At 45.7% G+C, this 15,341-nt stretch carries 12 protein-coding genes; 10 read left to right on the top strand and 2 right to left on the bottom strand.

What is annotated here, in order from left to right:
- Positions 1-141 precede the first annotated feature (141 nt).
- Both A3EU_RS0119595 and A3EU_RS0119590 read left to right on the top strand, forming a co-directional pair.
- Positions 142-1,176: an SPASM domain-containing protein gene (locus A3EU_RS0119595; RefSeq protein ID WP_026211481.1), complete on the top strand. Its 1,035-nt coding sequence runs from the start codon at positions 142-144 to the stop codon at positions 1,174-1,176.
- A 318-nt stretch (positions 1,177-1,494) separates the two neighbouring features.
- A complete protein-coding gene (locus A3EU_RS0119590; RefSeq protein WP_020537898.1) occupies positions 1,495-2,517 on the top strand; it encodes a tetratricopeptide repeat protein in 1,023 nt (340 codons plus the stop codon).
- 308 nt (positions 2,518-2,825) lie between these two features.
- Here A3EU_RS0119590 and A3EU_RS31135 read toward each other — a convergent pair whose 3' ends face one another.
- The gene (locus tag A3EU_RS31135; protein ID WP_020537897.1) at positions 2,826-3,497 is read right to left on the bottom strand and encodes a methyltransferase domain-containing protein; all 672 of its coding nucleotides are present in this window, start codon (positions 3,495-3,497) and stop codon (positions 2,826-2,828) included.
- Positions 3,498-3,721: 224 nt separating this feature from the next.
- On the opposite strand from A3EU_RS31135, the gene A3EU_RS0119580 reads away from it, so the two are divergent.
- From A3EU_RS0119580 to A3EU_RS0119565, 4 genes are all read left to right on the top strand, one after another.
- The gene (locus tag A3EU_RS0119580) at positions 3,722-5,584 is read left to right on the top strand and encodes an OmpA family protein (RefSeq protein ID WP_169433377.1); all 1,863 of its coding nucleotides are present in this window, start codon (positions 3,722-3,724) and stop codon (positions 5,582-5,584) included.
- Between the two features lie 149 nt (positions 5,585-5,733).
- On the top strand, positions 5,734-6,249 hold the full coding sequence (locus A3EU_RS0119575; RefSeq protein WP_020537895.1) for a hypothetical protein: 516 nt from the start codon (positions 5,734-5,736) through the stop codon (positions 6,247-6,249).
- 30 nt (positions 6,250-6,279) lie between these two features.
- Entirely contained in the window at positions 6,280-6,975 is a 696-nt protein-coding gene (locus tag A3EU_RS0119570) for a hypothetical protein (RefSeq protein ID WP_044086226.1), read from the top strand.
- 305 nt (positions 6,976-7,280) lie between these two features.
- A complete protein-coding gene (locus A3EU_RS0119565; protein WP_020537893.1) occupies positions 7,281-8,060 on the top strand; it encodes a TIGR02757 family protein in 780 nt (259 codons plus the stop codon).
- Here A3EU_RS0119565 and A3EU_RS0119560 read toward each other — a convergent pair.
- Positions 8,050-8,988 (bottom strand): succinylglutamate desuccinylase/aspartoacylase domain-containing protein, encoded by a 939-nt coding sequence (locus tag A3EU_RS0119560; RefSeq protein WP_020537892.1) that lies wholly within the window; start codon positions 8,986-8,988, stop codon positions 8,050-8,052. The two genes, A3EU_RS0119565 and A3EU_RS0119560, sit on opposite strands and share 11 nt — an antisense overlap.
- Before the next feature lie 592 nt (positions 8,989-9,580).
- Between A3EU_RS0119560 and A3EU_RS0119550 the strand changes: the two genes are divergently transcribed.
- The 4 genes from A3EU_RS0119550 to A3EU_RS31130 form a co-directional block, all read left to right on the top strand.
- Positions 9,581-10,000: a PadR family transcriptional regulator gene (locus A3EU_RS0119550; RefSeq protein ID WP_020537890.1), complete on the top strand. Its 420-nt coding sequence runs from the start codon at positions 9,581-9,583 to the stop codon at positions 9,998-10,000.
- Complete coding sequence (locus A3EU_RS0119545; protein WP_020537889.1) at positions 9,993-10,715, top strand: PspC domain-containing protein; 723 nt, start codon at positions 9,993-9,995, stop codon at positions 10,713-10,715. Before A3EU_RS0119550 ends, A3EU_RS0119545 begins: the two co-directional genes overlap by 8 nt.
- 8 nt (positions 10,716-10,723) lie before the next feature.
- The gene (locus A3EU_RS0119540; RefSeq protein ID WP_425412716.1) at positions 10,724-12,196 is read left to right on the top strand and encodes a GIN domain-containing protein; all 1,473 of its coding nucleotides are present in this window, start codon (positions 10,724-10,726) and stop codon (positions 12,194-12,196) included.
- Between the two features lie 380 nt (positions 12,197-12,576).
- Positions 12,577-15,341, top strand: a 2,765-nt coding sequence (locus tag A3EU_RS31130; protein ID WP_044086225.1) for a proprotein convertase P-domain-containing protein, incomplete at its 3' end; no start/stop codon positions are given.

The raw sequence follows: 15,341 nt of genomic DNA, 5'->3' as shown, positions 1-15,341 counted from the left end.
CCAAACAAGCTCTAAGGGACAGCACGAAAACAAAACACGATTTTGGCTTTCACAATAGTTGGCCAAGCGGTTCATTTTAAGTGGGTTAACTGTTTGGACTTGTGGAAAATAGTGTTTTATTTTCTGCGCAATATTAAGGTTATGCAGCGCATCGTTTGGGCAGATACCATCAATTTTATTCGAAAACTCAGGTGGCGCAAGATTTGGAATGCGCTGCTGGTTATAGCCAGCTATTATGTTAGTCGCTGGACAGGGCAACCGCGCCAATGGGGCTTACCCTTTACTATCAATTTTGAGCCTACAACGGCTTGTAACCTGAGGTGCCCGGAATGCCCAAGTGGCCTTCGGCAGTTTAGTCGACCTACAGGGAACCTCAAAGCAGACTTTTTTCGAACAACATTAGATGAATTGGCAGGTCATCTACTCTACCTCATTTTTTATTTCCAGGGAGAACCTTATATCAATCCTTCTTTTTTGGATATGGTTCGCCATGCCCATGCTCAGCGGGTATACACGATTACCTCTACCAATGGCCATTTTTTGAACGATGAGAATGCAGAAAAAACCGTAAGCTCTGGCCTTGATCGACTAATTATTTCTGTAGATGGAACAACACAGGAAGTGTACGAGCAATACCGAAAAGCGGGGAAATTAGAGGTCGTATTACAAGGGATAAGGAATGTTGTTAAATGGAAACGGCAATTAAAATCCTCCACGCCACATATTGTACTCCAGTTTTTGGTAGTGAAACCNAATGAGCACCAAATACCTGAAATAAAGAAAATGGCAGAAGAGCTGGGGGTAGATGCACTTTCTTTCAAAACAGCTCAGGTCTATGATTACGAATTTGGAAATCCACTTTTACCAGATGCAGATGGCTTGAGGCGATATAGAAAGTTGGAAGATGGCCGCTATGAACCAAAAGCATCTTTGCATAATCATTGTTGGAAGTTGTGGCACGGAGCTGTTATTACCTGGGATGGGTTGGTTGTGCCTTGTTGCTTTGATAAGGATGCTGAACATCGACTAGGAAACCTAAAAGAAAGTTCATTTCGTGAAGTATGGGAGGGGGTACCTTATCAACATTTTCGGAAGCAGTTGTTTTCAGGTAGAGACCAAATTGACATTTGCACAAATTGCACGGAAGGGTGCAAAGTATGGTTGCAGCCTGATTAAATTTTGCAAAGTCGGATTTTTTAAATAAGTTTGCAAGTGCAGACGTATTGTCATAAAGGCAGGGAGTTTCTTATTACCTATTGACGTTTCTAAGTTGCAAAATAAATACTTGTCGTAAGATTTCTTGTTGAAATCTTGCTCCCTTCTGGAATTAATACGCGAGTATTTACTGATACGGAAAACATTGTTTGGGGGTTGTTTGGGTCGCGTGACGGCCTAAGCAAAGGCAGTTTGGCATCTATTATTGAGTGAGGATTGGGACAAGGTGCAGAGCTGTTTTTAATTGAAATTAGTAACTTATAAATAGCAGCAGGGGGCATGGAATACACTGTCATTATTCTGGGGAGATTAGAGTTTGCGAATACCCGAAGTATTCAGCAAGCAATAAAGGTAATTGCACACCTTTTAGAAACGCGCTATAAAAATGACGTCCGTTATAAGGAAGCCAACGAGTTATTGAATGAAGAAACCTGTTCTTTAACTGTTCCCAGAGAAAAATTTACCAGCTCGGAAAAAATGTGGACGAATACGCTACACATGCTGAGTAAGGCAGCTGAGTTCTCTATAGCAGGTGATATTAATATGTGGAAAGTTCTGGACGGAGAATTGCAGGACTACCAATGTATCGAGCCTAATAGTGATAAGACAACTGTTCAGGCTTTTCGGGAAGGAAGAGACCTTTTAGTAGATGGAAAATTAGATGCTGCAAAAGAGAAACTGTCTTTAGCAATCAAGCGTTTTCCTCGCCATGCGCAAGCACTGGAGCGTAGAGGGTTTATCTATTATTTGCAGGGGGATACCGCTAAAGCAATGACTGATTATGCGGCTAGTATGACCGCTGATAGCAAGCGCCCTGATGCTTACCTGGGAAGAGCAAAAATACATATTGATCAAGAGAATTGGCCCGCGGCCCTTGCTGACCTTACGCAGAGTATGAAGCACTCTATGCCTCATCATAATGTCTATTTGGAGGCACTACACCGCAAAGGGAGATGCCAGATGGAGATGGGAGAAAACAGTAAGGCGATTGCCTCTTTTAACTTCTTCCTGACCCGGCCATTGCTAGAAGATCATCCACAGTTTATCTTCAGGCGTCAGGTAACTTTTGATAAAGGCCGTGCACTTAGTGCTGACGGTAAAATGGACGAAGCAATCAAGTGCTTTGATGAAGCTCTTGATCTACCTACGCGTGACGGCAATAACCTACTACAGGCTGAGATATTGCTTCATCGTGGTATTGCTATGCAAAAAAGCGGAAAAAAGGGATTTAAAGAAAATTGGAAGCAAGCTGCCAACGAAGGCTCTAAGCGCGCGGCAGAGCTATTGGCAGAGGTTGCCTAACAGCCTTGCGTAGCACTTGTTTTGGAAACATAAGTCATCCCAAATTTTGGCTAAGGCCAAAATCCAGCCTGACTTTAACTTAGAAAGAGTCCGTAATTAGCTGAAAAGAGTGATTTGTCCGACTTTTTGTAGAAACCCCCATGATTTCATTAGTAGAAATCATGGGGTTTCGTTTTTAACGATAGGTTTTGCAGTTGGTCAGCACGGATTTTGATGACCATCAAAATTCGGGATGACTCATATTTTTTATGCCCGATGGTTGCAAAACGTATAGTCAATACCAGGAACTTACTCAAATACAGGCTTATCTAAAAGGCTACCTGCAACTCAATAATCCAGGATAACAACTGTTTGTTTTCAGGATGTACAACATCGGTGAATCGATGGATTTTCCAGCCATTTTGCTGCGCGTCTTTTTTCCATTCATCACGCTCGCGATAATACCACGGGAATGGAGCGGGGTAGTTGGTTTTCATACTGCGCCAGTATTCAGTTCGCCAGCCAGAAAATTCGTGCGCTGGAAGGGCAATGGTTTGAATGAGAAGGTGCCCACCAGGGACTAAGAGTTGCTTTAGTTGATTTAATAAAGTGAAAGTAGCCCGATCTTCAAACAAAGCGAAGTTGAAGACGATGAGGTCAAAAGGCTCCCAAGAAGGGAGCTTCCCTTGCCGAATATCTTCATAGTTAAAACAAGCATATGCAGGGCCACCACCTTTTTTAGTAGCATTGCTTACCAGTTTTTCTACACCATCTATGCCAATGACAAAACGATGAGGAGCGTAAATTGCACGACTCAGCCAGCCTTCGCCACACCCGATGTCAAGGACACGAGAGGGGTTATGCTGTTCAATGGCAGTGACGATCGCATCATTGGTGGCTAATTGTCGGGAAATAATTTCGTTTTGGTCAATTGTAGTTATCCAGCTTTGGCTATTGGCCTGCCAGGAAGACAGAATTTCGTCGGAAAGAGAACCAGGCATAGAACAAGATTGAAAATTAGGTGATACTTTAGATAAAGTATTGAACCAAGATAAACTTTGTTGAGGACATATAACGTTATTGGCAGAGCACGGTTTCAGTACAGAAACTGTTATAGAATAATAATGACCTGCCAATGCCTCGCTTAATTTTTATCAGTTGCGTTTTCATTTCGTTCTTTTTGACTATAAATCTTCAAGCCCAAGGGTACATAACCAATGAGGATTTGGACAAACGTTCACGTAAGCTGCTGGAAGAGGCAGAGTCTTTGGCGCGCCGGCAGCAGTTTGATAATGCTATCAAAAGTTTAAATGCTTTACTAGAGAGAGAACCTCAAGCTATTGACGCCTTAATCCTGCGCGGTGATATGCATTATGCTAAGGGGGAATTGGAGATGGCTGAGCATGACCTGGAAGAGGTGCTCGCCATGTCTATGGATTATAAGCCAAGGTTGATCTACCAACTAGGTTTGGTTGAGTATGACCTGGAGAAATACGAAGAGGCAGCAGTGCACCACAAAGCTTACTTGGCTCAAGCTGATGAACGGGATCGCCGCCGCGAGCGCGTGGAGAGATATCTAAAAAATGCAGAGGTAGCAGCAGAATTACGCCGCAATCCTGTACCTTTTTCGCCTGAATCTATAGGCCCATCTATCAATACACCAGGCAAAGAATACCTGCCTGCCTTTTCGGCGGATGGCCGCTATCTGGTGTATACCGTGAACTATACAGGAGGAGAAGATTTTTATTATAGTGAATTGAAAGAAGACGGCACCTGGACGAAAGGGCAGGCGCTCACAGGGGTTAATACCTTGGAGAACGAGGGTGCGCAGAGCATGTCCGCCGATGGTCGACTGCTCTATTTTACGGGGTGCAACTGGCCGGATAGCTACGGTAGTTGCGATTTGTACTATGCCCGTCGGGAAAAAGGAGAGTGGGGCAACCTTCGCCACGCTGCAACACCCATCAATAGTGCACAATGGGATACCCAACCGAGCCTTTCGGCCAACGGCGATTACCTGTATTTCACCAGTACTCGACCCGGAGGTTTCGGTGGTAGCGATATTTGGCGTTGTAAAAGAGGTTTGGATGGCCGGTTTGGTAACCCCGAAAACCTAGGGCCCACCATCAATACAGAAGGGAATGAACAGTCCCCATTTCTTCATGCCGATGGACAGACGCTTTATTTTGCATCCAATACCCATCCGGGATTAGGTGATTTCGATATTTTTATCAGTCGGATGCAGTTAGATGGCTCCTGGAGTGAGCCCAAGAATATAGGCTACCCCATCAATACGTCGGCTGGAGAAGGTACTCTGGTCGTGAGCTTGAATGGTAAGAAGGCTTACTACACAACTGATCAGAATACCCAAAAAGGGTCACCTTTAGACCTTGATATCTACCAGTTTGATCTCTATCAGGAAGCTCGCCCTCAGTCGCTGACTTACGTAGAAGGCCTCGTCGTAGATGCACAGACTAAGGAAATCATCGAGGGCGCTGACGTACTGATTACTGCAGAAGGTAAGACCACAACCTTCGCCCAAGTAAAAACGCTTGAGGATGGAACCTTTCTGATAGTGTTGCCAATGGGCGAAAACTACGCCTTTGAGGTGAGTAGGGAAGGGTACCTTTTTTACTCCGATCGCTTTGAATTGGCTGGAGCGTTTGACTTAGAAAAGCCTTACGAATTATCTATTCCTTTACAGCCAGTTCCTAAAGAATTGTCCGTAAACGGAGAGCAGCCGATCATACTAAAGAATGTACTTTTTGTCTCTGGTTCCGCAGAGTTACTCCCTATGTCAGAAATGGAGCTGAATCGTTTAGTGGAGCTGTTGGAAAAGAACGTAAAGCTGAACATCAGAATCAATGGTCATACCGATAATGTGGGGGATGATGCCGCTAATCAAGTGCTGAGTGAGGCGCGTGCCAAGTCGGTTTACAGCTTTTTGGTCAACCAAGGGATTCCGACAGAACGATTGAGTTACAAAGGCTTCGGCGAAAGCCAACCTCTGGCTGGAAACGATACCCCCGAAGGCAGAAAACTAAATCGACGGACAGAGTTTGAGGTCATTAGTCTGGGAGCGCAGTAAGGTGATTGGAGTAAGTTTCTTTATCGCGCCGAATCATTTTTCCTACATTAATGTGTAGGTTGTTTCAGCAGGAAGAGCATGTAGGTTGGTCTGCCTTTTCAAGATGACTACTTTGAAAACTTCTTTACCTTTGCCCAAAATCAATTCCCTTGTTTAAACCTTCCTGGTATCCGTTGTTGCTATTATTGGTGGTGCTGGAAGTCATTAGCCAGACTTACCTCGCTGCTTTTGGTAACAAGGATTTGGCTGCAATTACTTACCTGTTGGCCGGAATCGGAATCGGATTGTTACCTGTACTGAAGCGCGAGGCTGGCAAACTTGCTCCGCAAGGGGAGGGGCTGCGTTCAAATAGGTGGACGACCATTGCCTTTGGTTTACTAGTAGCAGGAATAGGTTACTTCGGCATTCAGGCAATTAAGGCGCAACCGCTGGATTATACTTTTGCAGACATGCTCCCTATTATCCAGATTATGGGTGAGCGCTGGTTGGCAGGGGAGGAGGTTTACGCCGTGATCCCGGAAATATGGGATGGTATGCAGCCTATCTATTTACCCGTGATGTGGCTCTCTTACATACCTGCTATTCTCGCGGGCGTTGACATCAGAATCATAAACCTGTTCTTTATTGCACTGGCGAGTGGGGCGGCGCTACAGTTTGGCTGCTAGCAATATTCGGGCCGGCAATGGTGGGTGTACGTGCCTTTGCTCATATTGCTCAGTTATATCCTCGTTACTTACACCACATTTATCACCATTTCCGAAGAGCCGATAGTAGTAGGGTTTTATGCCTTGTTGGGCTATACCGTATATCATAAACGAACGGGTTGGATAGTCGTCGCTTTAGCAGGCTGTTTGCTGAGTCGTTACGCCCTGCTTTTTTGGGCGGCCACCTACCTTATATATATGCTTTGGCAAGAAGACCGCCGGAAAGCATTGTGGATAATGGGAGGAACGGCAGTGATGTGCCTTTTGTTGATGATTGTCTCGCAAGGTATTTATGAAATTGATCTTTTCTATTCCCTGAAAGATGCTTACCTGGATAGTTTTCAGAACCCCGATGTAAGGTGGCGTACCGAGAATACGATTGCCAAAAATATTGGATTGGCACGGTTCGTAGATTTTGACCATTTGCTGGTTTTGCACCAGGCGGTATTCCTGGGGTCATTACTACTTCCTCCGTTGCTATATATATGGTATCATTTTCGGTTGCGGCACAGAGTGGCCTCCTCCCTTTTTGCGTTATGTAGTTTGAAACTCTGCCTGGTTTATTTTTTCAATATGAACGCCTTGCCCTATTCTTACCTGTTCTATACATCTACTTTTTTGAGTCTGGTGATCTTGGGAGTGTTGACTAGAAAGGAGGGGGCGTCTAATGCCGAAGGTACGGCGTAAGTGTAGCTTGGGCTTCAGCCCGAGCGTGGGTTTTACGCCCGGGCTGAAGCCCAGTCTACGTTTTTGGCACGAATAGGTAGTGCTGAAGGCACGGAATAAGTGTACTAAAATATTTCAGGCAAAACATTTGGGCAGCTGGCTGCGCCTGTCGGCTCGCCATCGCGCTATTCGCTCTTACCTCCCGGTGGTCGGTACCGCTGCTATCGCTGCTGCTGCTCCTCCGTGCGCCGTGCTACGCTATTCGCTGCGCACCTTCGAGCTTCACGCTAGATCACAGTTTGCTACCTTAGCGAAAAATACCATTCATGCCCCAAGACCTCAAAGCTTATCTCGATGAGCAAGTAGACCGCTTCAACGAACCAGGGTTCATTCCTGCGGACCCGGTATCGATTCCGCATCAGTTTACATTGCCACAGGATCAGGAGATCATGGGCTTTTGGGTGTCCATACTGGCCTGGGGGCAGCGTAAAACCATTATCAATAATGCTATCCGGTTGATTGAACTGATGGAGGGCACACCTCACGACTTTATTGTTAATCATACGGAAGAAGATCGCGCTCGTTTTGCAGACTTCAAGCATCGCACCTTTCAGTATACAGATACCTTATACTTTTTGGAGTTTCTGCAGTGGTATTACCGACAGCATGATTCGTTGGAAGATGCCTTCGCTCGTTTTATGACACCCGATACGGTTACGACGGAACCTGCCTTGCGGGGCTTTCATGAACTTTTCTTCAGTTTGCCGGATGCACCTCGGCGCACGCGTAAGCATATTGCTACCCCCGCACGAAATTCAGCCTGTAAGCGGTTGAATATGTTTTTACGTTGGATGGTTCGAAACGATGAGCGTGGCGTAGACTTTGGCCTGTGGCAACGCATTAGCCCAGCTCAGTTAATGATGCCGCTGGATGTACACGTAGAGCGGGTTGCCCGACGCTTGGGTTTGATTACCAGAACACAAAGAGATTGGAAGACCGTAGTAGAATTGACCGACAACCTGCGCCGCCTGGATCCTGATGATCCCGTGAAGTATGACTTTGCCTTGTTTGGGGTAGGCGTTTTAGAAAACAGACCTACTCGATAACCTGGATGAGGAAAAAACCATCTTCGCCCTGGTGTTGGTAGAGCGGCATCAGGATATGGCAATCATAACCTGAATAGATGGGGCCATTCTTGTCATTGGCCAATAGCTGTCCTTTTTGGACAGGCTGGAAGTTTTGGAACCCAGGCTCCATTTTAAAACGATCTTCTTTTTTTATAGGGTGTACTTGTAGTAATTCGGCTACTTTGGGGAGGCCTTTACTGTAATTCATTAAGATATCATCGTGGCGGTTTTCTACATCTTCGGAACGAACACAACGTACAGAGCGAAGTAAGTTGATGAGGGCAGCAATGGCGCGACGGGTAGAGAGTGGGTCCTCGTGCTGCCCAGCCTCAAAAGTAACGCTGGTAGTAGGGCAGGAAAAATGATCGCAGCAAAAATGATGAAGGGTTGTTCCGCGGAGGCTTCTCAACATACCTGTAATGACTGGGGCGTGTAAAGACTTGGCCAGCTTTAAACTCTGGGGGGCATCCGAAGCAATGGAGAAAATGCCGCCGTCGGCAGTAGTCGTATGTAGATCAATAACAAAAAGCTCGGTAGGTTGATAATCAGCGATCTCGGCATCAACCAACTCCAGGATGGTTTTAAGTTCCAGGTCTTCGGCGCTCAGTTCATGGTTTTGGGATAGACGGACGCGTTGAATGTTTTCAGGAGTGAATTGCCGGTTGAGGTCTTTTTGCAGGTAGCGCACTCCTAGTTGGCAAGCTTTTAAGTTTCCTCTGATTCCGAGCATTCGACCATAGAAAACAAAATCTGGATTTTGTTGGGGTTCTACCTTGAGCATTCTGAATACCATATCAATGGCCCGTACGCCGGCCAATTCATTACCATGCATAGCACCAAAGGCGATAATAAGTGGCCCTGGTTGTGATCCTGTGTAACGTCCTATGATGCGGTCTAATTCTTCCATATACTGTTGCTGGTTATACTACAGGGGGGGCGTTGCGCTTTTTTGCTTGTGAGGGGGAGCTCAACCTGAGGAGTACCCGCGCAAGCTGCCTGGAAGGCGCGAACAAAGTGAGCGGCCCCGACCTGCAAAGCCATACTTGGTTTTGCAGGTCGGGACGGAGCGAATAGCGAACCCTGTAAGGGAGCGACCGCCGCTTTGCGTACTGCACAATTTATTTGTGTGCTGTTTCCAAGCGGGGGATGTGCCCTGAAAACTAAGGTAGGGAATATTGCCTTAGGGTCAACCTCTTCAGTACGAGAAATCAATGCTGATTTAGATCACCTTTTTACGATAGCGCAGCTATTACCGATGAAAAAACATAAGGAAGGGCTGCGATCGTTCTTTTTTTGAAAGTTTATTTTGACGTTTATCGGCTAAAAGTAGCTGTTGGTCGAGAAAGCACTTAAAAAGGGCTACAGTAGCTGTCTTTTCTAGGTACTATGTATTGCATAATACCTAGCGTTACCTTATCTTTGTATCGAGACTTACAGAAAGAAGGTATTGTTAATGAAAATGATGCGCTTGAGTAAGCTTAAACAAATGGCCAAAAAAAATGATGGAACGTACGAATGAAAATAGTTATTCCACATTACAAGCCCAGACCATTATGATGACAGAAGAACAGATAAAAGCTTTGGATGCGGCGGGCAAGCAATTGCGACGAGGAGTACTGGAGCTGTGTGTACTGTCAGCCATTGCTGCGGAGGATGAGATTTACTCTTCTACCATTCAGGAGAAGCTGAAAGATACACCCTTGGAGGTGAAGGAAGGTACACTGTACCCGTTGCTCACCCGGCTGAAGAATAGTCAGCTACTACAATATACCTGGCGGGAAAGCACGAGTGGCCCTCCGCGCAAGTATTTCTCGATAACAGATGACGGCCGCGAATTTTTGGATGGCCTGATGTCTACCTGGAGCGACTTAGTCTCCGCAGTCCATCATAACACGCAAAACAATCAAACTAATGAATAAGGTTTATAATATCAATCTCGGTGGCTATCCCTTCACGATTGATGAAGACGCCTATAACCACCTTCGCTCGTATTTGGAAGCTATCCACAATCATTTCCGTGCTACGGAAGGATACGAAGAAATCACCCACGACATTGAAGCCCGTTTAGCTGAGCTATTTGTAGAGCAGCTGAATAATCGCCCGATTGTTGGTTTCCAAGAAGTCGAAGATGCTATCGCTATCATGGGACGGCCCGAAGAATTCGGAGCCGATCCTATGAGCGAGGGCGCAAGCTTTACCGAAAGTGGCAGTGCTCAGGCTGATGCCGGCGGCACCGATGCCAAGTTTAAGATAAAAACCGGCAAACGACTCTACCGGGATACCGAAGACTCGGTAGTAGGTGGTGTAGCTGCCGGACTGACCGCTTACTTTGGTATTGCTGACCCGATTTGGGTAAGACTCTTCTTTGTACTGGTCGTTATTTCTGGTGGAATAGGTATTCCGCTGTATTTGATACTTTGGGCCTTAATGCCTGAAGCGAAGACCGCTGGTGATCGACTGGCCATGCGGGGCGAGCCGATCAATATCTCGAATATCAGTAAGATCATTACTGAAGAATTCGAACATTTATCAGAGAAGATGACCGAGCTGGGAGAAGAACTGGCCGGTAAAAAAAAAGTCCGCGCGAAAATGACGAGAACGACGAGGGCCCTTCGCAGCGGTTCGCTGCTGTAAATGACACCATTAATGATAGCTGGCAAGCTGCACGCGAGCAGCTGCCCAAAATAGGGAAGGTTTTGCGTGCGTTATTGATCGCCGCAGCCATCTTTTTCATCTTCATCTTTGCTATGGTGTGGTTAGGCATTATTGCCGGACTTACCTTCTCCATGCCTTTACTAACTAACTTTTTCCCTGGACAGGAAATGATGACGGTCATAGCGATGATCAATGTACTGTTCTCGGTAGGGCTACCACTATTGGCCATCATTCTGCTGATCGTAAGAGTGGTCTTTGGCCGACGGATGGGTAAGGGCTGGTCTACAGCAATGATTGTTTTTTGGTTTATCAATGTGTTTTCGCTGGCGAGTATTGGAGGCACCCTGGCTCAGGAGTTTATGGTAGAAGAGCATATTGAAGAGCAGTTGAGTACGGAATCCTTTTCGGCAGAGACTGTCAGCTTATCCTACTACCAACTGGAAAATCGCCAAAACGAGCACTTCATGGTTTTTGATGAGGAAGTGCAACTACCCGGTGCAACCGGCCGATTCAGTATCAAGAAAAGCCCGGATAGCGAATGGCATTTGAGTAAGCAGGTGACCGCACGCGGTAAGCGTGGAGCAGATGCGAGAGCATTAGCTACGGAATTACCTTATCCATTACAAGTGAGTGAGGGGAGTTTAGCCATCCCGCAAGAGGTTCCTTTCTCGGAATTAAGCAAATGGCGAGCGCAGGAGGTGAAGATGGAATTGCAAGTGCCGGTAGGAGCCTACCTTATAATAGGAGAAGACGTAGCAGATTTTGGAAACCTGTCAGTCGATAAGTATCCCGAAGCAACCCAACTTTATCAAATGAATGCTGAAGGCCGACTGATCTGTCAGGACTGCCCGGCTGGATACAGTGAGGGAAATAGTTCGGATGCCGCCCCTGTGCAACAAGAAGCAATGCCGCAGTATCAGGACTATAATAATATTACCCTGATCGGCCCAATGAAGGTTACGATTGAAAAAGGGGACACCTATGATTTGCGCCTTACAGGCGAGGAGCAGTACCTGAGCGAGGTCGTAACTACGCTGGAGGAGGGAATGCTAATGGTAAACCTGGAAGCAACAGACCTTGAATCGCCTGTGAGATTGTACCTGACCTTACCTGACTTGCAGGCTTTGACACTGAACCATACCGATGATGTACGCGTCAAGGATTTCAGTGGAGAGCAGTTGAATATAACAGCTAGTGGAGATTTTGAGCTTAAGACGACGGTTGATGTACAAGAACTGATGTTTACAGGTAATGAAGGGGTGGCTATCGAGTTTACAGGAAATGCCCAACACCTGAATGCCAATTTGAATGGAGGCAGTCGCTTGGATACTGATCGAGGAGAGGTGAAAACAGCGAGTATCACAGCCGCAGAAGGGAGCAGGGTGAAACTAGGCCAAGGTGTTGAGGTCAGTGAGCAAGTGATTAGTGATGACAGCAGCTTGCGTATAGTGAATAAATAGAAAAGACTGAACCAAATAAAACCAAGTACGCCAGGAATACAACCAGGCTATTGTAAAATATTGCGATAATGATGACTGTAGCGGTTGAGTAGACATGAGTCGACTCAGCCGCTTTTTTTTACGACAGGGTGAGCACTTAGTGATTATACTCCTGAGATTATATGTAAAAAAGTCTTTTTTTTTTTGGTGATCTGCTAGCTAGAATAGTATCTTGCGGGCAATTGACGACCAAAAAAAATGTTTTGACACACTGATAGTGTATAACTATCAGAAAATCAAGACATACTGTATAGGCTTATATTTGACTAAGCATACATAACCTTTTTTTATTTTAACAAATTGTAATCTTATGACCAAAGCGAACTTTACGCTTAAAAAACATGACGCAGTGGGGCCTAGGCCTTTTGCTCATGCTGGCTCTGCCGATCTTGGGTATTTCCCAGACGACGCAGACCTTCTCTGGTGCTGGCTTACCTGCTGCTGTTCCTAGTACTGGAACATCAGGTACTACAGTAGTTACGACCAATGTTACCTTGAATGGTGTTATTGGAACGAACGCTTCTGTTGACGAAGTAGCCATCAACCTTACGCACACCTTTGACGGTGACTTAGACATTTCCTTGATTTCTCCTGCTGGTACTGTTATGCTGCTTTCTGGCGGCAATGGTGGTGCTGCTGATGATTATCTAGGAACTATTTTTGCTAATGGTGGAGGCACATGTATCGAAGCTGGCACAGCTCCTTACACTGGTACTTTTGAGCCAGAAGGTGGCTTGACTGTTGATGCCGAAGGAGATTGTACTACTGACAATGTTTTCGCAACTGTATTCGCAGGTGAGGAAATCAATGGTACTTGGACGCTGAACATCAATGACAACTTCGCTGGTGACAGTGGTGAGATTGACCAATTCGATCTTACACTTACTGTAGAAGCTCCTCCTGTTGATCCTGACTGTCCTTTCATGCCTTATGACGGTGAAATTGGCTGTATTGCTAATGTAAACGTTACTTTAGGTGCTGATTGTACTGCTCGTATCACTCCTCAGATGGTTCTGACGGGTGCTAACGTTGATTGTGCAGAGAACATTTTCATCCTCGTAGACGGTACCAACTCTGATGTAATCAGTGGTTGTGGAACGCACACTTACGTTGCTGAAATCTATGACGCATTTGACAACTTGGCTTACACTTGTTGGGGTAATGTCTTCGCTGAAGACAAGACCGACCCTGTTGTTACTTGTCCTGATGATACCGATGAAATTGCTGCATTATTCTCTGTTCAGGAGTTGAGTGGTACTATTGACGCTACTGATCCTAGCATCGAATTGAGCGACTACAGCTGTTTCCAGAGTTTCTTCGAAACGGTTCCTGGTGCATACAACTATGACCTGATTGAGGTTACCATCAGTACAACTGATGTTTACAATATCAGTGTTGATGGTGTAGTTGCTGATCAATTGGTTGTTTCTGTTTTCAGTGACTTTAACGCAGACAATCCTTGTGAGAATATCCTTGGCGGTACCGAAGGTACTTGGGCCAATACTCAGCTTGGACTTGCGAATTACTTCACTAGTAACTTCCGCATTCCTTTAGTATTAGAAGGAGGTCAGACTTACACCATCATGGTGGCAAGTAATGATGTACCTAACGACTATGACTTGGGTATTACAAGCGACAATGGTAACAGTGTTAGCGCTGCTGGCATTAGTGTTCCTCGTCCAGTAGATCTTAACGTGCCATTATACTGTGGTGATGTTGATCTTATTAGATTCCAAACTCCTCAGAACTGGATTGCTGACGCTAATGGCGTTCTTGATTTCACTGCTACTCGTAACACCTTCTTCGGAGGTAGCTCTGCTGCATTGAATGCATTCCTTGATAAGGTTGGCCTTACTGGTTTCCCTGTAGTTGGCGACAACTGTGGTCCTGTATTGGTTACCTTGTCTGATGTAGTAGTAGAAAATGGCGATTGTGGAGATATTACACTTACGCGTACTTTCACTGTAGCTGATCGCTACGATGGTGCTTGTATTGGTACTCCACGTACTGTATCTTGTGATCAGACGATTAACTTCAATCGTCCTACTTTAGAGAATGACATTTTTGGTGATCCTAACCCATTCTTCGTTTTACCTCCTTACACTGCAGTAATTGAGTGTGACGAGTACTTCGAAACTGACGGTAGCGTAGGTGGTCCTGACGACAATCCAACTGCTCAGTTTGCTGGTGAGCCTTTCATTTTGACGGCTTCTGGTTACGTAGTACTAGATCCTACTTACTGTAACCTTGGTGCAAACTACTCAGATGAGCCTCGTATCAACGTATGTGATGGCACGTACAAGTTCCGTCGTGAGTGGAATTTCATTGACTGGTGTAATCCTTCAACGAACTTCACTTATGATCAGTACGTAAAAGTAGGAGACTTCACTGGTCCTGTTATCAGTGGTATTCCTGCTGTAATCAACGTATCTACCTCACCATTCAGCTGTTTGGCTAACGTAGTTATTCCTTGCCCTACTATTGTTGATGGCAACGGTTGTTCAAGCGTAGTGGGCACAACTTACACTGTACTTGCTAACGGCGTTTCATTCTTCGCTGGCGGTAACTTGTGTGACGGTGATGTTGTACAGGCACCAATCGGTTCACACACCTTGATCGTATGTGCAGAAGATGACTGTGGCAACGAAACTTGTGAAGAATACGAATTGAACGTAGCTGACGAAATCGAGCCAAGTGCAGCTTGTGATGATGAGTTGAACGTATCTATCGGCGGTGGCGATGTAGCCAACGGTATCGAAGGTATCGCTCGCATTTTCGCTGCAGATGTAGACGAAGGCTCTAACGACAACTGTGGAGCAGTAACTTTGGAAGTACGTCGTAACTACTGGCGCAACGAGACTTGTAACCCAAGTGCTAACCGTTGGAGCCCATGGGGTGACTACGTTGACTTCTACTGTTGTGATATCGACAACGAAATCACCATTGAACTACGTGTAACTGACGAATCTGGTAATGAGAACATCTGTTGGATGGTCATTACTCCTGAAGATAAATTGAACCCTTACTGTTATGCACCAGCACCAGTAAGCTTGACTTGTTCTGATTTGCCATTGGCATTCCCTGGCGATATTGAGACTGCTTACGA

This window comes from Lewinella cohaerens DSM 23179 (genome assembly GCF_000379805.1).
GTDB lineage: Bacteria > Bacteroidota > Bacteroidia > Chitinophagales > Saprospiraceae > Lewinella > Lewinella cohaerens.
Note: the sequence above shows the minus strand (reverse complement) of the source record. Positions and strands in the feature narration are given on the sequence as shown.